This window comes from Methanobrevibacter sp. (assembly GCF_045130115.1).
Lineage (GTDB): Archaea > Methanobacteriota > Methanobacteria > Methanobacteriales > Methanobacteriaceae > Methanocatella.
Genome location: NZ_JBGUPC010000036.1, coordinates 1 through 25,513 on the forward strand (window position 1 = coordinate 1; position 25,513 = coordinate 25,513).

Genomic DNA, 25,513 nt, shown 5'->3' on the forward strand with positions numbered 1-25,513 from the left:
TCTGCTCTTTCGTCTAACAATAGGTCAATTACTGGTGAAGTACCAATATTACCACTTTTAATAATAGCAATTTTAACTACCATAATTTTGTCTCCATATTTGATACTAATATTTTTCATTCAGAAACTATTTAAATTTTATTATTTAATGTTTTTAGTCAATATATTAAGAATTTATATGAAAAATATTCATTTTAGTATTTTATATGTAAAATATTATACAGTTGATGTGTTTTAAGTAATTTTTTTATTAAAAATAATCTTAGATATGCCAAAATTTTAGTTAAAAATTACCATTTTTCAATCAATGAAAAAGTAGACTTAATGTAAAAAATTTAAAAAAAATCAGAGTGGTTCCGACGAGACTCGAACTCGTGATCCCCTCCTTGTAAGGGAGGTATCATACCACTAGACCACGGAACCAACAAATATTATTATGATTTTACTATTATATATACTTTACTATTTTTCCAAATTCTGTCTATGAATATATTTTAAATAATAATAAAAACAATATTTATTATTGTAAAAAAATTTTGAAGTGATAAAATGGCTTGGGATGACACAGCTAGTAAAATATGGTTTGATGGAAACATGGTAGACTGGAAAGATGCAAACATTCACGTACTCTCTCATGTTGTCCATTATGGTACAAGTGTTTTTGAAGGAATTCGTGCATATAAAAACGAAAACGGAGTAGGAGTATTCCGTTTAAAAGAGCACGTTCAACGTTTATTTGATTCTGCAAAAATCTATAAGATTGAAATTCCATATACACAAGAAGAAATCGAAGAGGCAATCCTAGAAACAGTTCGTGTCAATGAATTAGATGGCTGCTACATACGCCCTATCGTATTCAAAGGCTATGGGGAACTTGGAGTTGACCCTTCAAACTGTCCTGTCAATGTGGTTATTGCCGCTTGGGAATGGGGATCATACTTAGGTGAGGAAGGAATGGCAAACGGTGTAGACATCGGGGTTTCCTCCTGGAGAAAACCTGCACCTGACACTTTCCCTGCACTTGCAAAATGTGGTGCAAACTACATGAACTCACAATTGGCTAAACTTGAAGCTATCGACAACGGTTATGACGAAGCTATCATGCTTGATTATGAAGGCCACGTCTCCGAAGGTAGTGGAGAAAACATTTTCCTCGTTGAAGGCGAAAAACTGTTCACACCATCAATGTCCTCATCTAATCTTAAAGGAATTACCAGAGATTCAGTAATGACAATTGCACGTGACTTAGGTTATGAAGTTGTAGAGGAAGTAATTTCAAGAGAAAGATTATACGCTGCTGATGAAGTGTTCTTCACAGGAACTGCAGCTGAAGTTACTCCAATCCGTTCAATTGACCACAGAACCATTGGAATCGGTAAAAGAGGACCAATTTCTGAAAAGATACAAACCGCTTTCTTTGATATCGTAGAAGCTAAAACAGAAGATAAGTACAACTGGTTATCTTACATTTAAATCGGTGTAGCCTATGGATATAATTCAGGGAATTATAATCGGTATCGTTCAGGGACTGACTGAATTCCTGCCGGTTAGTAGTTCAGCACATTTGGTTTTCATTCAAAAGATTCTGGGAGTTGAAAGCTCCCTGGCTTTTGACACTTTCCTGCATTTGGGAACTTTAATTGCTGTATTGTGGTTTTTCAGATACGATATCTACAAGATGCTCATGTCATGGGTGGCAAGCCTTCAGGATATCCTTCAGGGAAGATTTAAGGAAGGATTCTATGAGGATCCATACAAGAGGCTTGCATGGTATGTTATCTTGGCCACAATTCCTGTTGGTATTGTGGGAGTGCTGTTTGAAGACTCTGTAGACGCTTTATTTTCAGGTGCACTTTACGTTCCGGCATTTTTCCTTTTTGTAACAGGTACAATTCTGTATCTTTCACAAAGGATGACAAGCGGAGAAATCAATTATAATACAATAACTAAAAAAGAAGCATTGTTCATGGGTTTAGGTCAAGCTTGTGCAATATTGCCTGGTCTTTCACGTTCAGGAACAACAATTGCGGCAGGATTGACAATAGGTCTTAACAAAGAATTTGCAGCTAAATTCAGCTTCATATTATCAATACCAGCAATTCTAGGAGCTTTTGTATTGCAGCTTAAGGACATAGGCTCTGCAATGGATGCAAACTTCCTTCCAGTGTTTTTAGGTTTTATAGCATCAATAATTGCAGGTTATATGGCTATCAAGTGGATGCTTGATTTGATACAAAACAAGAGCTTGGACATTTTCGCTTATTACTGTTGGTTGATTGGATTAATAGTATTTATGGGCTCAATCGCTCATATATTTTAAAATTTAAAAAAAAGTAGAGATTGTAATTAATCTCTATTTACAAACTTTTTCTATTTTTCTTCTTAGTTTTTCAACGGAATTTCCTAAAACGAGGGCTGTAAACATTGCTCCGCCCGCTCCGGCACCTTCCTTGACGAATCCTTTCAGGTAGTTTTTCAATCCTTCATGTTCGGATTCCTCAAATCTAGGGTCTACCGCATGGACTGTGATGTTGTCGTCAATTTGTTCTAAAATTCCGAAGAGGTCTGCAGTCTCGTCGCCTGCAACAAATACTGTGGTGGCCAGATTGATTCTTGAAAAGTCAAATGTTGGCTGAAGGGATTTTATTACAGCACAGGTTGCGGCCATCTGGGTTCCTCCGGCCAGAATGATCGGGATGTCTGAACCCAATACTATTCCTGCGATTGCAGGGATTGTAGGATCTCCCACTGCACCGATTGCCTGGATTGCATCGGCTTCGCCAGGTATTATTCCGGCATTTTCAAGGCCTTCATCAACGGTTTTTGATTTTAAATCGTGAGGATTGTGTGGCATGCTTCCGCTGACCTTCTCATTTGCCTCATATCCTAAAGCCTTCAGGACACCTAGGGCAGTTGTGGTTCCGGCTGCTATGCTTTCACCGATAATGAGCATTTCATGTCTTTGGGATAATTCATTTCCCAAATCCTTTGCATTTTCCAATATTTCCAATGGGTTTAAGACTCCTTTTCCGGTTCTTATGTCTCTTCCGTATTCCTTTCCCAAATTCACATATTCGACATCGGGCTTGATTTTGGAACCGGCATCAACGATAACAAATGGAATGCTTGCAAGCTGGAGTGATGCCTTTGTGAGCCTTGCAGGTGTCGGTGCCGCAGCGTCTCCAACAACGGTTTCTGCAGGGGCTTCACAGCATCTCACTTCTCCAAGAACCATGAATTCTGCATCGCCTGCAGGTGTGTATTCGGTCAGGTCTGCAGATGGGCCGGCTCCTGAAATTCCATCTATCAGTGAGGTTTCAGTTGTTCCTATTGTAAGCAGAAATACGGCATCGTCTTCCGCTTCCTGAAGCTTTTCAATCAGGTCGGTTGAGCCGTAGGTTGTAATTCCATCAATCATTATTTTCACCTTGCTTTTTTAATAAGTCAATTATAATCTTGTTTTGATTAATAATCTTTTTGTTCTGGAGCATGATTTTCTTCAACATTTCTTCCTGGGACAGTTCATTGTCCGTCTTGAATGTCTGTCCGTCTCTTGCTCTTGGAGGGATTCTTATCTGATCTTTTGGTGGAAGTGAAGATTCTTCATCGGGCCTTTTAGGTATCACTCCCTTTGAGGCACTGTCCTCTCTTGAGACAAAGTCAACATATCTGTGTGTCACCTTGTTTTTTCCCCTCTCTTCCAAAAGTTCCATCAGCCTGTCGTCCACTTGGTCAACACCAACCAGCTGTTCCTGCTCCACTTCGTGTATCAGTCTCTTTTGAATATTGTATGCATTGTAAATCGGTATTCCACGAGTGTTGCATTCGTTTTTGAACATATCGTTGATGTTGATATCTCCGGTCAATTGTTTTACTCTCTTCTGTTCTGGAGTATTTGCACTATAAAATCCCATACTTTCACTTATGTTTTTTGAAATTAAAAAATATTTTTATATTTTAAATACTAACATACTAATTAATTAATTTTTTCCCAGATGATTATCTTGATATGTTTAGGAATTGAAGGAACAGCAGAAAAAACCGGTGTAGGCATTGTAGACAGCGATGGAAATATACTAGCAATGGCTGGAAAGCAGCTATTTCCAGAAGAGGGTGGCATTCATCCCCGTTTGGCTGCCGAACATCATGCCGAATGGATTCCTAAACTCATACCTCAGGCAATTGAGGAATCCGGATTGTCATATGATGACCTTGATTTGATTTCCTTTTCACAGGGTCCGGGCCTGGGTCCGGCACTCAGAATCGTAGCCACTTCAGCAAGGTCTCTGGCACTGTCACTCAAAAAGCCGATAATCGGCGTCAATCACTGTATTGGACATGTTGAGGTCGGCAAGCTTGACACAGGTGCGGTCAACCCCGTATCTCTTTACGTAAGTGGAGGCAACAGTCAGGTAATAGCCTATGAAAGCGGAAGGTATCGTATTTTCGGAGAAACCCTGGACATTGCAGTCGGAAACTGCCTTGACCATTTCGGCCGTGAAACCGGTCTCGGACATCCTGGCGGACCGGTCATTGAAAAGCTTGCAAAGAAAGGATCTTACGTTGATTTGCCATATGTTGTCAAGGGAATGGATTTCTCCTTTTCAGGACTGCTTTCAGCGGCCATAAGGGAAGTGCAAAAGGGCACTCCAATTGAGGATGTCTGCTTTTCACTTCAGGAAACCGCCTTTTCAATGCTTGTTGAAGTGACTGAGAGAGCTCTCTCACATACACAAAAGGATGAGGTGATGCTTTGCGGTGGGGTTTCAGCCAATTCAAGGCTGCGCGAAATGCTCAGGACAATGTCAGAAGAGCATGGCGCCAAATTCTATATGCCTGAAATGAAGCTCTGCGGCGACAATGGGGTCATGATTGCATGGTTAGGTTTGCTTATGTGTAATGAATTCGGACCACTGGAACTGGCAGACACTGGAATCATTCAGAAGTTCAGAACCGATGAGGTTGACATTCCCTGGATTGACAATTCCAAAACCTACTTGACATTGCCTGATAACCTGATTGCTAAGGGCGCTGAGTCAAACATCGTTAAAAGCAATTATTTGGGTGAAAAGGCTCTCATCAAGGACCGCATTCCAAAAGGATACAGGATTCCCGAAATCGACAATAAGATCAGAAAGGCCCGATGTAAGGAGGAAGCGAAATTATTGTCCGATGCCAAAAGGGCAGGCGTTAAAACCCCTGTTTTATATGACGTGAATCTTGAAGACAAGGCAATTACCATGGAAGAGATTGAAGGCGTAATGCTTAAGGAAGTAATCGATGACGAATTGGCATTAAGGCTCGGAGGCGAGATTTCCAAACTGCATTCCTCAGACATCATTCATGGAGACATCACAACTTCCAATATCCTGTTCAGTGACGATAAGCTCGTTTTCATCGATTTCGGGCTTGGCAGATATTCACAGCTAAAAGAGGATAAGGCAGTCGATTTGCTTGTTTTGAAAAAGTCCCTGCAGAGCATAGATTACAACTTGGCCTTGAGATACTTTGATTTGGTTCTGAAAGGATATGGTGATGAATCAATACTCAAGACAATTCACGATATCGAATCACGTGGAAGATATACTCATTGATTTTTTCAAACTTCCACCTAATGTCACATAACCAACACTTATAATAAAAACCATTATCATAACTAAAAATATGATAACATTTATAACTGGTAACGAACATAAAGTAAAAGAAGCAGAGAATATTTTCAAAGATTACGGCATTGAAATTGAGCATATTGATTTAGGCTATGAAGAACCCCAAGGAACTCTTGAGGAAGTGGCCTTATCAGGCGCAAAATATGCCAGTCGTAAGCTTGACAAACCTGTGATTGTGGAAGACGCTGGTTTATTCATTAAGGCTTTGAATGGATTTCCTGGAACATATTCACATTATGTTCAAGATACCATTGGAAATCAGGGAATTTTAAAGTTATTAACCGATGTTTCTGACCGTTATGCCGAATTCAGGTCAGTTATTGGGTACTGCGCCCCCAATTCTGAGCCCAAGACTTTTTTAGGCAAGGTCGAAGGTGAAATCGCAGTTGAAGAAAGAGGAGATTTAGGATTTGCATTTGATCCTTTATTTTATGTTCCTAGTGAAGGAAAGACCTTCGGAGAACTCACAACTGATGAGAAAAACCAATTTTCACATAGGAAAAATTCATTAAAAAAATTTATTGAATGGTATTCCAGTCAAGAATAACATTATTTTCTGTTTATATTGGGCTTATTTAAGATTTAAAAAATTTAAAGAGGTTTATATTATGGCAAGACCAGAATGGGTAACTTATAGTGACGAAGAAATTGAAGAGATGATTTTAAAATTTAACAGAGAAGGTAAAAGTACCTCTGAAATCGGTATTATCTTAAGGGATCAATACGGAATTCCATCAGTTAAAGATGTAACCGGTGAAAGAATCACTCAAATCTTAAAAAGAAACGGTCAAGCTGGAGAATACCCAGAAGATTTATTAAACTTAATCAAAAGGGCAGTTAACATCAGAGACCACTTAGAAGAAAATCCTAAGGATTTACACTCCAAAAGAGGATTAACTATTATCGAAGCAAGAATCAGAAAATTAGCATCTTACTATGTAAGTGAAGGTGCATTACCAGAAGGTTGGAGATATAATCCAAGAGAAGCAGCACTCCTTGTTAAATAGAGCTGACGAAGCTTGTAATATGCTTAAGGAGCATATTGAAAATGACAGCGTTATCAGAATAATTTCTCATAACGATGCTGACGGCATATCTGCCGCAGCAGTTATAGCGAATGCTTTGGCCGAAGAGGATGTTCAGTTCCACACTACAATCCTTCCTCGTCTAAAGGATGAAAACGTAAATCAGCTTAGAAGCGAAAAGTATGATTTGTTTATCTTTTCAGACATGGGAAGTCCATTCATTAAGGAATTCAACTCCTATAAGCATGACGTTATAGTTGCTGACCACCATCAGGTGGATGATACGGAGTCTGAAAGCAATGTGGTTCACTTGAACCCTCATCTGTTCGGAATTGATGGAAGCAGGGATTTGTGCGGTGCAGGTTCAGCTTATCTTACTGTTCGTGGCCTTGACAAAAAGCACTTGGCTTATTTTGCACTTGTTGGTGCATTTGGTGATATGCAGGGTCAGGATGGTTTTACTGGCATGAACAAGGAAATATTGAATGATGCGCAGGAAAGCGGCGTTGTGGAAATACATGAAGGGTTGAAAATAGTTTCAAAAGCTACAGAACCTATTTTCAAATCACTCGCCTATACTTTCTCACCTCCTTTGCCTGGAATCAGTGGAGATTTGGAAGGTTCTCAGGAATTTTTGGAAAAGATGAATTTGTCATATGGTATTAAATTCACAGACCTTGAAGATGAAGAGAAAGACCTTCTAAAAGAGGCATTGGTCAGCGTAAATCCGGATATCTTTGGTGATTGCTACACTGTTGCCAAAGAAATACCATTGCTCCGTGATTTGGAGGAGTATTCCTATATTCTTGATGCATGCGGCAAAAACAAGAAACCGGGACTCGGATTGAGCATTGCACTTGGCGAAAGGGGTCCGGCACTTGATGCTGCTCAAAGGCTTCAGCGCCAATACCGTGACCAAATCGTTAAGGGCCTTGAATGGGTCAAAAAGAACGGTGCTGAACAGTTGAACTCAATTCAATACTTATATTCTGAGGATAAGGTGTTGAAATCAGTAATGGGAACAATTGCCAGTATCGGTTTGTCTGTTGAACTGTTGGATGGTTCAAAGCCGGTTATTGGAATGTCCAGGCTTCACAAGGATATTAAGATTTCCGGACGTACAACTCGCGATATGGTCGCAAAAGGTGTAAACTTAGGAAAAGCTCTTAAAGACTCATCAAATAACTTCATGGGAACAGGTGGAGGACATGATATTGCTGCTGGTGCAATGATACCTTATGAAGCTAAAGATCAATTCCTGCACTTGGTAGATGAGATGGTTGAATATCAATTAAGTAATGATTAATATGTTTTTGACTAAAGAAGAACAAGAAATGTGTGATGGAGAATACGGGGAAACCATTAGAAAAAGCATGGATATCCTGGTTGCATTGGGTGATATCTATGGTGCTTCTAAACTGGTTGACATTACTTCAGCACAGGTATCAGGTGTTTCCTATAAGACTATTGGGGAAGCGGGTCTCGAATACTTGCAGGATCTGGCTCGTGATGAATCTGCTAAAGCTAGTGTTAATGCTTCCTTAAACCCGCCTGGAACCGATTTGGACAACTGGAAAGAGTTAGGCTTTCCGGAGTATTTTGCAGTTAAGCAAAATGACATTGTAGATGCTTATGGTGATTTGGGAATTGCCAAAACATGTACCTGTACCCCATATTTGGTTGGTAATGTCCCAAGATTCAGGGACCATATTTCCTGGTCTGAATCTTCCGCCGTTGCATATGGTAACTCTGTAATAGGTGCTCGTACAAACCGTGAAGGAGGTCCTGCTGCACTTGCTGCGGCAATCGTCGGAAAAACTCCTCTTTATGGTTTTCATTTGGATGAAAATCGTAAGGCCAATCTTGTTGTCAATGTTTCCTGTGAATTGCAGGGCGCTGATTTTGGAGCGCTAGGCTACATTATTGGTAAGGCTGTCGGTGGAGGCGTACCTTACTTTAAAATGCAGAATTCTCCAAGCAATAATAACTTAAAAACATTGGGTGCGGCACTTGCATCATCAGGTTCAGTTGCTCTTTATCATGTTGAAGATATAACTCCTGAAGCAAATTTGATTTCTGTTGGGGAAATTGAAGACATAATGTTCATTTCCGAAAAGGAAATAAATGAAACTCGTGAATCTTTAACAACCACAGACAGGGAAATCGATTTGGTTTGTTTGGGCTGTCCTCATGCATCACTTGAAGAGATTAAAGAGGTTGCAGGCATTGTGAAAGGCAAAACCATTAAAAACAAATTATGGATTTGCACTTCAGTAAGCGTTAAGGCAACCGCTGACAGGATGGGTTACACTCAAATAATAGAATCTGCAGGCGGAAACGTTGTATGCGACACCTGTATGGTTGTGGCTCCAATCGAAGAGATGGGCTTTGAGGTAATCGGTGTCAACTCAGCCAAGGCTGCAAACTATGTTCCGTCAATGTGCGGACTTGACGTCGTTTATGATGATACAGAAAATCTTATTCGCTTTGAGTAAGGTTTTCACAATTCTTTTTTTTGAATTTAAATTTTAAATCACCATTTTTATTTTCAAATCTTTAACCTTTAAATCAAATAAATTCTAAATATTAAACTAATAGGATTTAGTGAGGAACTTTTTTATGAATTATTTAGTTGTTGGTGCTGGAAATGCTAGTAGGCCCGTTGCAAGATTACTTAATTATTTGGGTCATAATGTTACTGTAACAGATTTGAAGGATATGGATTCTTTTAAAATCGAATTTCAGAGAAGTTTAAGGGAGATGGAAAGTGAAGGGGTAATTTTAGATTTGGCTAATCAGAATCCTACCCTGGATGGAATCGAAGCCGTTTACATGCCTCCGACACTTCCGGAATCCGCACCGATCTACAAACTAATCAAGCAATCTGATGTTGAAGTCCTCACTAATGAAAAATTCTCTAATATCGTAAACGACCTTATTCCAGTCGACATTATTGGAATAACAGGAACAATGGGAAAGACTACAACAACCTTCATCACAACAAGCTTATTTAAACAGGCAGGATATGACGTGTGGTCCTGTTCATCTTTGGTGAACAACCTTGTCAGCGAAGCCATCATTGACGGCATCGTCAAGGGAAAGGCTCAGGAGTGTGACATCGCTATTTTTGAACTTCCTCACGGAACAATTGGGTTGTTGAATAGTTTAAACATCAAAATAGGTCTTTTAACCAATATTTCTGAGGACCATCTATCCGAATTCGGCGGATCACTGGAACTTTATCAGCAGAGAAAACTAATTCTGGAAAGGATGAGCGAAACTTTCATTGCAAACTACTCCTGCTTTGACATCATCAATCCTCAAAGGGATGATGCATTATACTATGCATTGGACGAGGATGTCGACTTTAAGGGTACAGTAGGCGACGAGTCCTTGACTGTCGAATATGGCGAAGACTCATTTACCACTCCGTTCCATATGATGAGCTACTTTTTCGAAAATTCCGTCGGTGCAAGCGCCGCTGCCCTCACATATGGTGTTAAAAAGGAGGATATCATTGATGCATTGACCGAGTTTAAGGGTCTGCCTGCACATATGGACTATGTCGGAACATATAATGGAAGAAAGGTCATTCTGGATTCCGCATTTCTTTATGACGGAATGAAAATCACCCTGGATTACTTTAAGGATGAAAGCGTGGTGTTGTTCCTGGATCATTTTGATACTCTATCAGTTAGGAATAAGGCTGAAGTTGGCCAATTGGTAAGTGACTATAATCTCAAATGCGTTATAGCAAGCGGCTTTAATGAGGTTACACAGGAAGTTGAGATGGATGCGGCTCAGGAGATTCTGGATGCCATAACAAATCCCGACATCCTGAAGGTTGCAGTTGAGGATATTGAAATCGCCGCCTGTGAGACTTTTAAGTATTCAGAACCTGGAGACATCATTCTGCACATGGGACCGCTTATAGCTTACGATAGGCTTACTACCGTTGATAAGATTATGAAAGGACTTGAAGAAGGGGCTAAGAAATATGAATAAAAATAAAACCTTTGGAGTTATTGGAGTTTGCGGAGCAAACGGTAATTTAATAGCAAGAGTGCTTAAACAAAGGGGGTATAATGTCATCGGAACAGATTTGACCTTCAAAAAGGACTGCAGATTTGCAAAAGCTCTAGAGGGATATGACATTGATGTTTTTTATGGAAAGACTCCGGAATCTTTTTTCAAAAAAGCTGATTATATTATTCCACCTGCAAGCTTGTCTAAGGATTCTGAAATTTTAAAGAATTGTAAAAAACCAATTTTGGAATTGCAGGATGTCATTGACATGATACAGCCTGAAAAGCCGGTTTTCGGAATAACCGGAACAAACGGCAAAACCACAACCACAACACTGCTTAAAAGAATTGCTTATGATAATGGAATCAAACCGTGTGAACATGATTTGGAAGGCATGCAGGGAAATGCCGAATTCATTCCGATACTGCAGTCAAGACTGGATGGGGATGTTGCAATCCTTGAAGTTGGAACATTCGGAGTTCCCGGAACTGTCGGAAGAATTGTAAAGAACACTTCAATGGCCTCCGGTTTAATAACAAATATCACTCCTGATCATTTGAATGACCTTGGAAGCTTTATGGATTATGCCAACGTTAAGGGAGAATTCATAACTGAGCTCGGATTGGGCCAACTGATTGTCAACGGTCACGACCCGACTATCATGGGCCTTTTGCGCGAACTGGATTTTAAGGGTGAAGTCATAACATTCGGTGTTGATGAGCTTCCTGATTCAATCGGCATGAAGGAATGCGTGTGCGGCAATGAGGTTGCCGTAAAGGAGATTATTTCAGGATGCGGATATTACTTCTGCAAATGCGGCATCACCACTCCTCAGGTGGATTATATTGCAACAAATGTGGATTTGGCTAACAGGACATTTGATTTACATACTCCAACTGAAAAATTGACCGTTAAAATGGGTGTTGATGGTCTCCATAACGTTTACAACCTGACCGGAGTAATCATTGCAGCCCATAAATTTTTAGATTTGCCTTATGAGAAAATCCTGCCGACAATTGCCAGCTTTACAGGCGTAAGCGGAAGAATGGAAGAGGTTGCTAAAGTAAAAGGAAAGGACATCTATGTTGATTATGCCCACAACCCTGCCGGTGTGGAGACAGTCTTAAAGGAATTCAAAAAATTGTTCGGCGACTTTACAACCGTCATTACAGTTTCATCCGAATCCGGATATATCGGTGATATCGACATTTTCAACAGCGTTTTGAAATTCTCAAAGTTTATTGTTCCCGCTTCAGTCGCTTCACAAAAAATAGCGATTGAGAAATTGAAATCCAATCCCAAATTAAATGATAGAATCTTTTTAAATCATGTTGACGATTTTGTAAAACAGGGAACATTGGGCGCTTCCAGAGAAGAGGTCCGTGACGGCTTAAGAAAAGCCCTGAACCTTGACTGTGAAATGGTAATAGCTATCGGTGAAGCCGCCACCAAATTCAAGGACATCGTTTTTGAATTATAGTAATGCAATCTTGCATTACAATTATTTTTTCTATTTTTTTCATGATTACTTTTCAAATGCTCTCTTAACCTTTTAATATAATGTTTGATTAATATGATATCATGGCAAGCTACATTAATCATCCTTTACTCAAAAAAGATGCAATCGAATCAAGGTTATATCAGCAGATTCTTGCAGGAGATGTATTAAAAAAAGGAAATACTATGGTTGTTGCACCTACTGCATTAGGTAAGACAATCGTAGCCATTCTTGTAGCTGCAGACAGATTGAATAAAGTTAAAAATTCAAAAGTTCTCGTTCTTGCACCATCCAAGCCATTGGCCATTCAGCATGAGGAAAGCTTTAAGGAATTCATTATGCTGCCTTGCACATCAATCACCGGAGCTGTAAAAACAGATGAGAGGGTTAAAAGATGGGAGGAGTCAAGAATCATATCCGCAACTCCGCAAACTGTCGAGTCCGATTTGTTGAATGGCAGATATGATTTGAGCAATGTGTCCCTGATCGTTTTTGACGAGTGCCATCATGGGGTCGGGTCTTATTCCTATGTTTACCTGGCATCCCGCTATGTTCAGGAATCCAATTTCAATCTTATTTTGGGATTGACCGCTTCTCCAGGTTCTGATAAGTATAAAATCAAGGAAGTGTGCGAAAACCTTTACATTCAAAATATCGTTGTTAAAACAGAGGATGATGCTGATGTCAAGCCATATTTCAATCCGGTCGGCATTGATTGGGTCAAGGTCAAGATGAGTTCTGAACTTGCAAAGATTAAGGAATATGTTGACAAGGCTTTAAAAGTAAGGCTTAAGGCTTTGAAGAATATGGGAGTTATTAAAACAGTTTCTGTCGGTAAAGTGGATATTCTAAAGGCAAGGGGCAGGGTTCAAGGCGAAATTGCCCGTTCAGCCAATCCTGATAAGGAATTGTTCCAGGCTATTTCCATATTGACTGCAGTAATAAACGTTCAGCATGCTCAGGAATTAATCGAAACTCAGGGTATTCAGACATTCAATAAATATGTTGGAAGGTTGCGCAAAAAGCAAACAAAGGCTTCCAAATCATTAATGTCAGATGATAATTTTGGCCGTGCCGTAAAATTGGCAAAACAGGCTGAAAAGCATGGTTGGGAACATCCCAAATTGCGCGAAGTAACTAAAATCCTGAAGCAGGAATTGGGGGATAATGGACAGACCAAACTTAAAACTACACGTTTTGATGATAAGAGCGATGAAGGTGCATCAAAAGTCATTGTTTTTACTCAGTATCGTGACACTCTTGAGATGATTCATCAAAAGCTTGAAAAGGAAGGCATAAAATCAGCCAAGTTCTTTGGTCAGGCATCAAAGGATGGTGAAAAGGGCCTTACCCAAAAGCAGCAAAAGGCCATTATCAAGTCGTTCAGAATGGGCGAATATGATGTGTTGCTCTCAACCAGTGTGGCTGAAGAGGGCATTGACATTCCTGCCGTTGATTTGGTGGTGTTGTATGAGCCTGTTCCGTCTGAAGTGCGTATGATACAAAGGAGAGGAAGGACAGGACGTAAAAGGACAGGACGTGTGAAAGTATTGATCACTGAAGGAACTCGTGATGAGGCTTATTACTGGTCAAGCTTGAGAAAGGAAGACCAAATGAAGAACCAGTTGATTGACCCTGTCGTTCTGGAAGAGTTGAATGAATCCGCTGTTGAGAGGATGGAAAATCAGAAGCATGTCAAAGTCATTGAAAAGCCCAAGGAGGAAAATGATTTTCCAATTGTATATGCGGACTCCCGTGAAGGAAATTCCAAGGTAATCAGACATCTGACTGAAATGGAAATTGATGTTAAGGTTCGTTCAATGGCTGTTGCAGATTATCAGGTGAGCGATGAGGTTGCCATCGAGAGAAAAACCGCAAAGGACTTTGTTGATTCAATCATTGATAAAAGATTGTTCAAGCAGGCCAAGGAACTTTCTGAAGAGTTCAAGCATCCAATCCTGATTCTTGAAGGGGATGATTTGTATTCAGGATTTATCAATCCCAATGCCATAAGGGGGACAATGGCCTCACTTGCGATTGATTTTGGAATAAGCATCCTGCCGACAAGAAATGCCCAGGATACTGCTGCAATGATAAAGAGAATTGCCATACGTGAACAGAATGGTGAGAGAACTTCCATTCAAATTCGTACTGATAAAAAACCGGTCAGTCTATTGGAACAGCAGTTGTTCATTGTCGAGTCCCTGCCTAATATTGGTCCTGTCAATGCCAAGAATTTGCTGAAGCACTTCGGCAGTGTGTCAAAGGTGTTCAATGCTTCTGAAAATGAGTTGCAGGAAGTTGAAGGGATAGGTAAAAAAACAGCTAAGGACATTAGAAAGGTAATTGACTCAAAATACCTTTATTTTGAAAAGGAAATAAAGGAAAAGAAACTTCTCTAGAAGTTCCTTTTCATGTACTCATAACTTTTTTTGATAGAATCGGTATCATTTACTTCAATGATATAGATGCCATCATAACTTTTTTCTTCTAATCGATTTACTATACCTTTTAAATCAATAGAGCCTTCACCAAATGGTAGGTGTGCATCATCATCACCAAAATTATCATGCATATGTATGTGTTTAATTGAATCAAAAATCATCTCATCTGGAGAATATCCCACATGATTGGCATGGCCGATGTCAAGTGTCATGGACATGTCGAGTGAAACGAGCAAATCATCTAAATCATTCATGTTCTGATAAAGCATGCCGTCAAAAGCTGGCATGTTTTCGATAGTGGTTAAAACTCCCAAGTCACGCCCATAATCACCAATTTCCTTGATTGATTCATTTGAAAATTCATAAACGGTATCTAAAAAGTATTTGTTTGCTAAAAATGTAGCCAGGCCAGGATGGACAACGACAGCCTCCGCATTTATTTCATTGGCAAAATCTATGGATTCCTTAATTTGCTTTATGGAATTCAGTCTGCTTTTTTCCTGAAGCGCTGCGATATTGACATCCATAAATGGGGCATGAACGGAATATTTCAAATCAAAGCTCTCCAATGATTCAATATCTATTTTATCGTGAGGATATTGGTGGACGATTTCGGCATATTCGATGCCTAATTCTTCAATGAATTCCAAAATATTTTCCAAATCACTTTCGATTCCTGCTAATGTAGATGCTCCAATTTTCATATTAATCACATTTTTTGAACTGCGGTAATCTTCAAGCCCATTTCAATGGCTTCTATGATGAAGTCTGATAATTCTATTCCCCTTTTGATTTTTATTTCTCCCTTTTTGGAGGTTGTTGCGGTCAACAGATATTCTCCGTCAATCATAATGTCGAAGTTTTTGCGTCCGTTGTCCCTTCCAAGTTCCAGAATCAACTGTTTTTTTGTGTGAAGTATGTCAACTTCGAATGGTGCCTTATTGACAGGTTTGGCTTCAATCACTTCGACGCCCAGGCTTATTCCAATGCTTTCCTCGATTTCGGCAATTCTTTTACCGTTTTTGCCGATGATTTTTGGAACAAACTCTTCAGGGATGTATATGTTGGCCCTTTCAGGTGAAATTACTTCAACATCAACCTTTGCTCTTTTAGGAACAAGCTTCTTGACTTTTCTTAAAATTTCCTGTTCGGCGATCTTGTCGACTGATGACTTATAGCCCTCTTCGCTTCCGGAGCCGCTCACCAAGTCGATATCCATTACAATTGTCTGCTCACCGTAGGTGTAGATTTCGTTTTTGAGCTCTCCTGTTTCAAAGTCCCTAACTTCAATGACTGGCCTTGCAAGATCCGCCTCTTTCATGCCGGTCGGAACCTTGACGGTCATCTTTGTCTCATAGACGCTTGTTACCTTACCGTCTTCGATGTAGATGCTTGTATCAACGATTGAAGGGATTACTCCAAGCTCCACCCTTGAGGCTATTCTTTGGATTGCATCGATAGGACGTGTTGCGTGGACAACTCCAATCATTCCAACGCCCGCAAGCCTCATGTCGGCAAATATGTTGAAATCGGTATTTTTCCTGAGCTCGTCATAGATTGTGTAGTCAGGCCTTACAAGCAGCAGTACGTCAGCGGTATTCTCCATGCTGCCCTCCAATGGCGCATATTGTGTTATCTCATCAGGCAGCTGCAAATCCCTTGGGGATTCCATTGTCTTTACAACCTTATTCAATTTTGATGAGTAGTATTTGCCTATTGCCTGTACGAAAGTTGATTTACCTGCTCCTGGTGAACCTGATATCAGAATACCTTCGGCATTTGTTCTGATTCTCTCTAAAAGCTTATCTGATAAGTGATATTCGTTCAAATCAATGTTTGCAACTGGTCTGACTGCAGTTATCTCCAATGCTTCTGAAAATGGAGGATAGGCTATTGAAATTCTGTATTCCCTTGACTGCACGACAAATGACCCTTCCTTGTCGCTTTCCATATATGTTTTGGGGTCGCTTTTTGCCTTGTCAAGGATTTCATCCATGATTTCCTTAAGTTCCCTGTAGCTATAGCGCTTTTCATTCAATATTACAAAGTCAATGTGGCCGGGTGTTCCCTTTTTGGCCATCGGCACAACATTTTCCTTCAGATGGACGGACATTGTTTCGTCATCAAAGTATTTCTCAATTGAAAGTGGCTTTATCTCATATTCCTGTTCATGATAATAGACCGGTATCCCCTGTGACTTTGCAACTTCCGCCTGCACTTTGTCATTGGTTACAAGGATTCCCATTTCGCTTCTTGCCAGATCCCTTATTATGCTGTCTATCTCGCCGCTTTTTGCATATCTGATATCGTAATTTGTAGGCCTTTTTCCTTTGAAGCTGACTGCCAGTTTGCCTTCGTCCTGCAGTTTCTGCAGTTTCTGCAGTTCGCTTAATCCCCTATGGCCTTCGGACCTGTTTGCATTGGCTTGATGTTCTAGTTCACAAACTACCGCTTCAGGCACAATTATTTCCGGAAATTCAAGCTCGTCCCTTTCTATGATTTCAGAAATTGCACCTATGATTACAGCGCTTGTGTCCGGTATTATACGTTCCATTTTAATACACGTCTTCTGGGTTTATTATTCTTTCTAAAACGATTTCCAAATCATCATCATTCATGTTTTCAATATCAATTTTATGCTGTGTGTTCAGTTTCCTAAAAAAGCATGAGCGATATCCTTCATGGCATGCAGCGCCTGTTTGATTGATCTTTAAGATGATTGCGTCCATGTCACAGTCTACAAGGATTTCTTTAACTTCCTGGAAATGTCCTGAGGATTCTCCTTTAAGCCATAACTTGTTTCTTGAGGTGCTCCAATAATGGGCTTTTCCGGTTTCTATTGTTTTGCTCAATGCTTCCTTGTTCATGTTTGCCAGCATCAGTATTTCTTTTGTTTCTGCATCCTGCGCAATTGCAGTGATGACCTTAACGCCATTAATCTCATGTCTGAAGTTTATTTCCATGTTCATTCCTCTTTTAAGTAATTTATGATATTGTCAATGTCAACCGCTTCCTGGTCACCGCTTACCATGTCCTTGACGGTAACCTTGCCTTCTGCCAGGTCATTGGCGCCTATTATGACCATTTTTTCAACTTTTATCTTATCTGCATAGTTCATGAGCTTCTTGAATTTTTTGCCGTTCAAGTCAACATCGGTCTTGAAGCCGTTTTTCCTTAAAAGCTGTGTTATTTCAAATGCCTTGGCTCTTACGTCTTTGGAGATTGGAGCGACATAGACATCCAGGTGTGAAGGAAGCTCTTCTCTGTCGGTGAGCTCCTCAATCGCATTCATCAGTCTGTCGAAACCGAGTGCAAAACCGGTTGATTCAACTTCCTGGCCTCCGAAGAGTTTTACAAGGCTGTATGACCCTCCGCCGCAGATCTGCTTTTGGGCGCCGAGCTCGGGAACATAGATTTCAAACACGATTCCGGTGTAGTAGTCAAGACCCCTTGCAACTCCAAGGTTTAAGGTGTAATTTTCTACATCGAATGCTTCCAATAATATAATTAGCTCTTTTAGCTCTTCCAAAGCTTCTTTTGGCTCATCATATGGAGCAATCAATTCCTCAACATCTGAGATGATGGATTTGTCCCCAACAAGGTCGATGAGTTTTAATAGAATCTGATTCAATTCGTCATTGTCGATTACCGGCTCATCGCCGCTCAGGGATTCTATTAATAAATCCTTATCCCCCTTGTCGATGACGACCATGATTTCCCTCTGGGTTTCCTGTGTGATTTCAAAGTGCTTGAATAGTCCTCTGATGATTCCAAGGTGGTTTATGTTAACATCTGCTGTTGTGATTCCCAGTGATTGGATTGCATCTGAACATAATGCGATTACTTCAGCCTCTCCCTGTGGGGTCTTTGCACCGATCAGCTCGCATCCGAACTGCCAGAATTGTCTGAACCTGCCCTTTTGAGGCCTTTCATATCTGAAGCAGCTTCCGTAGTAATATAATTTGATTGGCTTTACGGCAGTCTTTTCAAGCTCGTTGAGGTATAATCTTGCTACAGGTGCGGTTATTTCCGGTCTTAATGTAAGTTCCCTGTCTGATTTGTCCTTGAAATTGTATAGCTGGTTTACAATTTCTTCTCCTGATTTTGTTGTAAATAACTTTAATTCTTCAAATAAAGGTGTTTTGATTTCCTGATAACCATAACTTTCAAATACTTTTCTTAAGGTACTTTCAGCTTGTTTTCTTTCTCTCATTTCTTCAAATAGAAAGTCTCTGGTACCTCTTGGTCTTGTAAATTCCATTTTTACACTCCTTGTATATGATATAATAATTATGTTTTTGCAAAGTTATATAATCTTTTGTTTATGGAATTTTAAAAAAACAATGGAAAACTTTATATATTATGTTTCAATGGCTACAATTTTTCAAAATGGCTTCAACAAGCCTTAAATATGATTTAATATATAATGATATGTTAAAAAGTCGTTAATATCAAAAGGAGGTAGATAAGTATGATGTATTTTTTAGAAAATACTTACTTATTGTTCACTGCAATTTTTTGTTGTTTTGATTCTCCTTTCTCCATTCATTTAAGTGAGGTGAAATCATGGAGCTAATTATGTTCCTGATTGCAACATATTACTTCAATATCGTAATGTTATTGATGTTAATGTTTGCAATGAAATAGGAATATAACGCTCCATTTCACCTCTCTCCTAAATTAAATTAAGGCAATGATAATATCACAATTGATGAATTTTTATTGGAAATTGCCAGGTTTCCATGGAGGCTTTTTCTGGATTCAATGAGCACTGTCATTGCCTTAACAATCATGTTTATATATGACATTCTATATAATTATTATTAAGAGTGTTTCTCTAGTGGAAGCCTCGTAAATGAATGGATATAATTAATGTCTAACCTGGTTATTGTAGGTTTTTCCTACAATATAGACATTAATTTCTAGTTTTTAAATTATCTTCAAAGGAAATTTATTTTTATGGATATTAAAGGTAGTACAAATATTGTAGGATTGATAGGACATCCTGTCGAGCACAGTTTCTCACCGCCAATGCATAATGCTGCATTCGAGGCTTTGGAAATGGATTATGCCTATGTCGCTTTTGATGTTGATCCCCTAAAACTTAAATCAGCGATTGATGGTGCCAAATCATTAAACATCAGGGGTTTCAATGTAACAATACCCCATAAGATTGATGTCATGAAACATCTGGATGAAATCGATGAAGTTGCAGCCTTGATAGGTGCCGTCAACACAATCGATTTTGAGAACATGAAGGGTTACAATACCGATGGCATCGGTGCAGTAAAGGCTATTGAAGAGGTAACTTCAATCAAAAATAAAAATGTTGTGGTTGCAGGTGCTGGAGGTGCTTCAAGGGCCATATCATTTTACATTGCAAAATATGGTGCTGATTCTTTAACAATTCTAAACAGGAATGTCGAAAAGGCTGATAATTTGGCTAAGGATGTTTCAAGTTCCAATTTGATTAATGAGGTTAAATCAGATTCAATGTCTGAAATTAACAGTCATGTGGCTGATGCCGATATCCTGATTGACACCACACCTGTCGGAATGCATCCGAATGTTGATGTCGAGCCAATCGTGCTTGCGGATAATATGCATGATGATTTGGTCGTATTTGATGCGGTCTACAATCCAAACGATACCGTGCTTATAAAGGAAGCAGTTAAGGCAGGCGCAAAGCCGGTTTATGGAATTAAGATGCTGCTTTATCAGGGTGCTGAAAGCTTTAGAATCTGGACAGGCCGTGATGCACCGGTTGATGTTATGGAAGACGCTTTGAGAAAAACACTTGGTTTGTGAGGATAATATGGATTTTCTGTTTGACATTTCTGCTTTGGCAAGCGATGAGGAGGACTTTTCAACATCCAAAAAGGATGTCCTGAAATATCTCAAGATTATTGGAGTGGACACCCGTTTCATATCATACACTCCCCAAAAGATCTACATTAACAATCTGAGGTTTTCAAGGTTTTCAAGGAAAAAGGAAGCCACATTCAACAGGCAGTATCCGGAAATCGAAGTCGTGAGAAACAAGCTGTTCCAGAAAATCTGCGCAAAGTCATCAAAGCATCTGGCATTGGAAATCGAGCCCAACTCCAGGATACTGATGCCTGAGGACAATTTCCTTGTCGAGCTTTTGATGGAGCCATACACCAGAAAATACGGCGCAAAGCTGGTCTATGAAGGAGATTATGACCTGGTCGTAAATCCCCTGATTTTGGATGACCAGGTGAATAATGTTTTTGAAGGCATTTTCAAGGGTGAAGGCCTGAACCTGACTAAAAGGGAAGGTGAAATCTATCCTTTGGTCAGCGTTTCACTTGACTGGATTAATTCATTTTTGAAAATGGATGGTCATGATCCAATTGAATGTGAAAACAAGGATGAAATGGCACATTCATTCAGTGAATTTTTGGACGATGTAGCTCCGCAGTATAAGGATAATGTTGTCAGCGCCAGCGTGTTTGTCAGTGAAAAGTTAAATTCACAATAATATATTTAAAAAAAATAAATTAAAAGCTGAAAAGTGTTGTTTGCTTATCTGCTTTTTTCTCTTTTTTCTCTTCAACTTTTTCTTCTTCTTCGATAATTTCAGGCTCTTCTGTGACTTCTTGTGATGGTGTTTCGTCAATGCCTGGAATTTCAAATGGCAGTTCATCATCACCGGAAGGCTCTTCAGCTTCAGGAATCACATTCATCATCTGGTTTTGAAGCTCTTCTGCACGTCTGTCACGCTCTTCAACTCTCATTTGAGCCTTTTGCTTTTCCATTTTTGTGATGACCTTCTTAGGTATCTTCTTTTTCCTGAACCTTTTGATTTCCTTTTCGTCAAGCTCTAGGAAGTCGGAGATTTCCCATGCAAGCTCGTCATTTTGAAACATTATCTCCAGGTATGGAAACATTGAAACGGCCACCCTTCGTGAAACGTGCATCTTATCAAACATCTTTTCAGCAATGTCGTCGCGCAGATTCCTTTTGGCACGGTTGCGGCTCATCAGGCCGAATATGCTTGGGGTCTGAATTTTTGTGAACTTTTTGTAGGTGTCATGTTTTGCGCTGCTAACTCCTATTCCCATAAAGTCGCTTGCATATTTCCAGTAGCCATAGTTTCTGCTGCTTTGTGCCCTTCCAAAGTTGACATCGGCCTTTGAGATGTACTCGTATGCCTTTTTGATTTCATCAGGTTTCTTGTATTCCCTTGGAATGTTTTCGGCGATGTATTCCATTACAAGCGTAGGGTCCTCTTCAATCCACATCGCTTCCTTGACATGTGCCGGTGTTTTGCTTTTCAAAACGGCGGTTATCGCATTGAAGATGTCTGAACGGGTATCCTTTGTAACCATTCCTTCAACATCCTTGACTTCAAGGGTGTGGTCCTTGTCGCTTAGGGCCTGCAGTGTATTGATTGCTGAGCGAACGTCTCCCTGTGATTTGACTGCAATCTCCTTTAGCGCTGCAGGTTCGACTTCAACCCCTTCTGCCTGTGCAATCTTTCTAAGCAATGCTGAAATCGAATTCCATCGGGACTTTTTCATCTTGATTACTTGACATTTCGGCTTTATTGACTGCAGCCTTTTTGAGTAGAAGTCGTTGGCCATCAAAATCATCGGATGCTGTGAGGATTTTATGATTTTGCCTATTTCGGCAACTCCACCACGGTCATTTGTTCCATGAATTCCGTCAACCTCGTCAAGAATAATCAGTTTGTATTCGTCTCCAAAAAGGGACCTTGAAGTTGAGGACTCGCCGATTGTGCTTTTGATGACATCCTGTGAACGCTTGTCACTTGCATTCAGCTCAATTGATTCTGAAAATTCCTTTGCAATGATTAATGCCAGTGTTGTCTTTCCGATGCCCGGCGGTCCAACCAGAAGTAGGGGTATCTGCGGGTTGCCTTTTTTCCACTCGCTAACCCAATCAGTGATTATCTTAATCTCTTTTTTGTTACCGACAACTTCCGATAGCTCTTGAGGTCGGTATTTATCAGTCCATAACATTTCTATACCTTATAAGAATTGTGCGAGTAATGCTTCGAGTTGTATTCTTGGATTTGCTCCTTCCCTTATTCTAAAGTCGCATTCGGCAATCGCTTCAATCAGATTCATGTAGATGCTAGGATCCATTTTTCCGTCAATTGCCCTTTTTGAGACATCCTGATAGATTTGGGTCACCATGTCCTCTCCACTGGTTCCCTGAAGTACCATTGTTTCCCTTAGGATGTTTCGGGCACCCATAAAGTCGCCCATAAGTGCTTTGGTTATCATGTTTCCGATGTCCTGCGGCTTTGCCTTGGACACAACTTCATAAACGGAATCCTCTGTCACAGCTTCGCCTTCTGAGGTTGCGGCCTGAAGGACATTGACTGCCTTTCTCATGTCCCCTTCGGCAAAATAGACTATTGAATCAAGGCCTTCATCTGTCGCTTCGAATCCTTCTTTTTCACAAATGTATTCGAGGCGTCCTTTGATTTCCTCTGCCTTAAGCGGAGCGAATCTGAATATTGCACATCTTGACTGAATAGGATCAATGATTTTTGATGAATAGTTACATGAAAGTATAAATGAAGCGGTTTTGGTATACATTTCCATTTCACGACGAAGCGCATGCTGTGCATCCTTTGTCATGTTGTCGACTTCGTCCAGGAATATTATTCTGAATGGAGCGCCGACAGGTTTCAAACGACAGAAACTTTTGATGCGGTCCCTTACGGTATCGATTCCCCTTGCGTCAGATGCATTCAATTCCAAAAAGTTCTGTCTCCAGTATTCTCCCAATATGGATTTTACCAGTGCTAAGGCTGTGGTTGTTTTACCGACACCTGCAGGACCTGTGAACATTAGGTTAGGCATGCTTCCTTCGCCTACATACTTTTCAAGTCTAGCTACGATTTGCTTTTGTCCTACGACGTCTTCCAATTTTTGTGGTCTATATTTTTCTACCCATGGTCCGCTCATTTAATCACCATTTTTTTATAGTTAAGTATATGTATGATGTTGTTAAATTATTTTTTCATTACGTTTTTAATATATGAAAATCAATTAATATATAGATTAAGAGAGCATTTGAAAAGTAATGCTTGGAAAAGTTTAAGGTGTTAAAAATGAGAGGCGCATGGAAACTCAGGTTAAGGATGATATTGACATCCGTAGTAATGTTCACGATTATTTACTTCTTTATCATGAGAGTTGGTCTGTATTTTGGAATTAGCGGTTGGAAATTTTACTTTGGAATAAGTTTACTGATTTCATTCCTGCAATACTGGTATGGACCTAGCCTTGTCAAACGTTCAATGAACGTAAGGCCGTTGTCTGAAGCCGAAGCTCCTCACATCCATCAGATGGTTCAGGAGTTGGCTGATGCTGCAGGCGTACCAAAACCGGAAATAGGCTTATCAGAAATCAACATTCCAAATGCGTTTGCATACGGCAGAACAAGCAGAAGCGGACACATTGCAATTACACGTCCGATTTTAGGGTTGCTTGACCGTGATGAGCTGAAGGCTGTTTTGGGCCATGAGATGGGCCATATCAAACACAATGACATGGCGGTCACAGCGGCCGTAAGCGTCATTCCTATGATATGCTATTATATTGCATTGGCCTTCATGTTTTCAGATAACGATAACGGTGGAGGAATCATCATTGGAGTATTGGGATATGTGTTCTACCTCATCGGCCAACTGCTTGTGCTGTTCATCTCAAGAACCCGTGAATACTATGCAGATCAGGCAAGCGTTGAATATGGCAACAGACCTGCTGCATTGGTGTCTGCACTTTACAAATTGTCATATGGCGCTGCAAGATGCTCCAAGGAAACCATTGATGAGGTAAATACCAACAGGGCGTTCTTTGTAAATGATGTCAACAATGCAAAGCATGACGTTACTGATTTTCAGCAAATAGACTTTGACGGTGATGGAAGGATTTCCGATGAGGAGTTAAGGAAGCTTGCAAACGCTGAAGTTAAGATTTCAAAGACAAGTGGAATCATGGAACTGCTGTCCACTCACCCGGATTCATTGAAAAGGGTAAAAAGATTGGCGGAGCTTGAACCATGAAGATGATTTTGGATGAACGTGGCAAGAAGTACGTATTGAAGCCTGGCGAAGAGTTTCAAAGCGATTTGGGAATCATTAAAGCCGAGGTTTTGGATGCTGCTGAAGTGGGTGACGAAGTCAAAAGCCACCTCGACCATACGTTTAAGATCATGAAGCCCAATATCAACGATTTCATTGATATTATGGACAGGCGATGTTCAATTCTGATTCAAAAGGATATCGGACAGGTTCTTGCCCATTCAGGTTTGGGTGCAGGTTGCCGTGTAGTCGATGCCGGAACAGGTGCCGGTGCCATTGCGCTAAACTTCGGAAATGTCGTAGGGCCTGAAGGGGATGTTTTTACATATGAAATCAGGGAAGACTTTGCCGAAGTGGCTAAAAAGAACATTGAAAGGTTCGGCATCACAAACATTCATGTCAAAAACCAGAACATCAAGGATGGAATCGATGAGGACAATATAGATTTGGTATTTTTGGATTTGCCCAAGCCGTTTGAGATGTTTGAGGAAGTTATGGAAGCTTTGAATGTCGGCGGATGGCTTTGCGTCTATGCGCCTTATGTTGACCAGGCGGAGACATCATATCGTGTTGCTAAAAAGCTTGGGTTTTATAATGTTGAGATATTTGAAACATTGGAGCGTGGCCTTGAAGTCAGAACCCAGGGTGTCAGGCCAAAAACACGCATGGTTGGCCATAGCGGATATCTGATGTTTGCAAGAAAATTATAGCTATACATTTAATTGATTTTAGCTATAATTATTTTACTATTTTTTTAATAACTTCTTT

23 protein-coding genes and 1 tRNA gene are annotated in these 25,513 nt (G+C 40.1%); 14 read left to right on the forward strand and 10 right to left on the reverse strand.

All coding sequences use genetic code 11. The features are described 5' to 3' along the window. Both ACJMML_RS05745 and ACJMML_RS05750 read right to left on the reverse strand, forming a co-directional pair. The coding region (locus ACJMML_RS05745) for a F420-dependent methylenetetrahydromethanopterin dehydrogenase (protein WP_405272995.1) at positions 1-83 on the reverse strand (83 nt) is incomplete at its 3' end. Between the two features lie 267 nt (positions 84-350). Further along, positions 351-422 (reverse strand) — tRNA-Val (locus ACJMML_RS05750). A gap of 126 nt (positions 423-548) precedes the next feature. Here ACJMML_RS05750 and ACJMML_RS05755 point away from each other — a divergent pair. Then, the gene (locus ACJMML_RS05755; RefSeq protein ID WP_296786062.1) at positions 549-1,472 is read left to right on the forward strand and encodes a branched-chain amino acid transaminase; all 924 of its coding nucleotides are present in this window, start codon (positions 549-551) and stop codon (positions 1,470-1,472) included. Positions 1,473-1,485: 13 nt separating this feature from the next. Continuing rightward, a complete protein-coding gene (locus ACJMML_RS05760) occupies positions 1,486-2,319 on the forward strand; it encodes an undecaprenyl-diphosphate phosphatase (protein WP_405306402.1) in 834 nt (277 codons plus the stop codon). Positions 2,320-2,352: 33 nt separating this feature from the next. Here the strand turns inward: ACJMML_RS05760 and cobT are convergent, their stop codons facing one another. Together cobT and ACJMML_RS05770 are read right to left on the reverse strand one after the other, a co-directional pair. Then, positions 2,353-3,417, reverse strand: coding sequence for a nicotinate mononucleotide-dependent phosphoribosyltransferase CobT (cobT, locus tag ACJMML_RS05765; RefSeq protein WP_405306403.1), 1,065 nt, complete (start codon positions 3,415-3,417; stop codon positions 2,353-2,355). Continuing rightward, a complete protein-coding gene (locus tag ACJMML_RS05770; RefSeq protein ID WP_405306404.1) occupies positions 3,410-3,913 on the reverse strand; it encodes a hypothetical protein in 504 nt (167 codons plus the stop codon). Before ACJMML_RS05770 ends, cobT begins: the two co-directional genes overlap by 8 nt. Positions 3,914-3,994: 81 nt before the next feature. Between ACJMML_RS05770 and ACJMML_RS05775 the strand changes: the two genes are divergently transcribed. The 8 genes from ACJMML_RS05775 (at position 3,995) to ACJMML_RS05810 (ending at position 14,619) form a co-directional block, all read left to right on the forward strand. Then, a complete protein-coding gene (locus ACJMML_RS05775; RefSeq protein ID WP_405306405.1) occupies positions 3,995-5,593 on the forward strand; it encodes a bifunctional N(6)-L-threonylcarbamoyladenine synthase/serine/threonine protein kinase in 1,599 nt (532 codons plus the stop codon). Positions 5,594-5,663: 70 nt separating this feature from the next. Next, complete coding sequence (locus ACJMML_RS05780; RefSeq protein WP_303738571.1) at positions 5,664-6,215, forward strand: XTP/dITP diphosphatase; 552 nt, start codon at positions 5,664-5,666, stop codon at positions 6,213-6,215. Positions 6,216-6,276: 61 nt separating this feature from the next. Continuing rightward, positions 6,277-6,675, forward strand: a complete 399-nt coding sequence (locus ACJMML_RS05785; protein ID WP_405306406.1) for a 30S ribosomal protein S15 — start codon at positions 6,277-6,279, stop codon at positions 6,673-6,675. Continuing rightward, positions 6,665-7,999: a DHHA1 domain-containing protein gene (locus tag ACJMML_RS05790; protein ID WP_405306407.1), complete on the forward strand. Its 1,335-nt coding sequence runs from the start codon at positions 6,665-6,667 to the stop codon at positions 7,997-7,999. Before ACJMML_RS05785 ends, ACJMML_RS05790 begins: the two co-directional genes overlap by 11 nt. Position 8,000: 1 nt before the next feature. Further along, on the forward strand, positions 8,001-9,188 hold the full coding sequence (locus ACJMML_RS05795) for an aconitase X (RefSeq protein ID WP_405306408.1): 1,188 nt from the start codon (positions 8,001-8,003) through the stop codon (positions 9,186-9,188). A gap of 124 nt (positions 9,189-9,312) precedes the next feature. Continuing rightward, on the forward strand, positions 9,313-10,698 hold the full coding sequence (locus tag ACJMML_RS05800) for a Mur ligase family protein (RefSeq protein WP_405306409.1): 1,386 nt from the start codon (positions 9,313-9,315) through the stop codon (positions 10,696-10,698). Continuing rightward, positions 10,691-12,199 (forward strand): Mur ligase family protein, encoded by a 1,509-nt coding sequence (locus tag ACJMML_RS05805; protein WP_405306410.1) that lies wholly within the window; start codon positions 10,691-10,693, stop codon positions 12,197-12,199. Before ACJMML_RS05800 ends, ACJMML_RS05805 begins: the two co-directional genes overlap by 8 nt. Before the next feature lie 101 nt (positions 12,200-12,300). Further along, positions 12,301-14,619 (forward strand): DEAD/DEAH box helicase, encoded by a 2,319-nt coding sequence (locus ACJMML_RS05810; protein WP_405306411.1) that lies wholly within the window; start codon positions 12,301-12,303, stop codon positions 14,617-14,619. Here the strand turns inward: ACJMML_RS05810 and ACJMML_RS05815 are convergent. The 4 genes from ACJMML_RS05815 to hisS are packed head-to-tail and all read right to left on the reverse strand — an operon-like array spanning position 14,616 to position 18,922. Next, complete coding sequence (locus ACJMML_RS05815; RefSeq protein WP_405306412.1) at positions 14,616-15,365, reverse strand: sugar phosphate isomerase/epimerase family protein; 750 nt, start codon at positions 15,363-15,365, stop codon at positions 14,616-14,618. The genes ACJMML_RS05810 and ACJMML_RS05815 overlap by 4 nt on opposite strands. Positions 15,366-15,370: 5 nt before the next feature. Next, positions 15,371-17,215 (reverse strand): PINc/VapC family ATPase, encoded by a 1,845-nt coding sequence (locus tag ACJMML_RS05820; RefSeq protein WP_405306413.1) that lies wholly within the window; start codon positions 17,213-17,215, stop codon positions 15,371-15,373. A 1-nt stretch (position 17,216) separates the two neighbouring features. Then, a complete protein-coding gene (hisI, locus tag ACJMML_RS05825; protein WP_405306414.1) occupies positions 17,217-17,624 on the reverse strand; it encodes a phosphoribosyl-AMP cyclohydrolase in 408 nt (135 codons plus the stop codon). A gap of 2 nt (positions 17,625-17,626) precedes the next feature. Next, positions 17,627-18,922: a histidine--tRNA ligase gene (gene hisS, locus ACJMML_RS05830; protein ID WP_405306415.1), complete on the reverse strand. Its 1,296-nt coding sequence runs from the start codon at positions 18,920-18,922 to the stop codon at positions 17,627-17,629. Between the two features lie 698 nt (positions 18,923-19,620). On the opposite strand from hisS, the gene aroE reads away from it, so the two are divergent. Together aroE and ACJMML_RS05840 are read left to right on the forward strand one after the other, a co-directional pair. Continuing rightward, positions 19,621-20,469 carry a shikimate dehydrogenase gene (aroE, locus tag ACJMML_RS05835; RefSeq protein WP_405306416.1) on the forward strand — a complete coding sequence of 283 codons (849 nt, stop codon included), beginning with the start codon at positions 19,621-19,623 and terminating at the stop codon, positions 20,467-20,469. Between the two features lie 7 nt (positions 20,470-20,476). Then, a complete protein-coding gene (locus ACJMML_RS05840) occupies positions 20,477-21,163 on the forward strand; it encodes an ATPase (protein ID WP_405306417.1) in 687 nt (228 codons plus the stop codon). Between the two features lie 19 nt (positions 21,164-21,182). On the opposite strand, the gene ACJMML_RS05845 is transcribed toward ACJMML_RS05840, so the two are convergent. Beyond that, positions 21,183-22,667 (reverse strand): replication factor C large subunit, encoded by a 1,485-nt coding sequence (locus ACJMML_RS05845; protein ID WP_405306418.1) that lies wholly within the window; start codon positions 22,665-22,667, stop codon positions 21,183-21,185. Between the two features lie 9 nt (positions 22,668-22,676). Further along, positions 22,677-23,624, reverse strand: coding sequence for a replication factor C small subunit (locus ACJMML_RS05850; RefSeq protein WP_405306419.1), 948 nt, complete (start codon positions 23,622-23,624; stop codon positions 22,677-22,679). Positions 23,625-23,770: 146 nt separating this feature from the next. Between ACJMML_RS05850 and ACJMML_RS05855 the strand changes: the two genes are divergently transcribed. After that, positions 23,771-24,727, forward strand: coding sequence for a zinc metalloprotease HtpX (locus tag ACJMML_RS05855; RefSeq protein ID WP_405306420.1), 957 nt, complete (start codon positions 23,771-23,773; stop codon positions 24,725-24,727). Then, positions 24,724-25,455 carry a tRNA (adenine-N1)-methyltransferase gene (locus ACJMML_RS05860; protein ID WP_405306421.1) on the forward strand — a complete coding sequence of 244 codons (732 nt, stop codon included), beginning with the start codon at positions 24,724-24,726 and terminating at the stop codon, positions 25,453-25,455. Before ACJMML_RS05855 ends, ACJMML_RS05860 begins: the two co-directional genes overlap by 4 nt. The last annotated feature ends 58 nt before the right edge of the window (positions 25,456-25,513 follow it).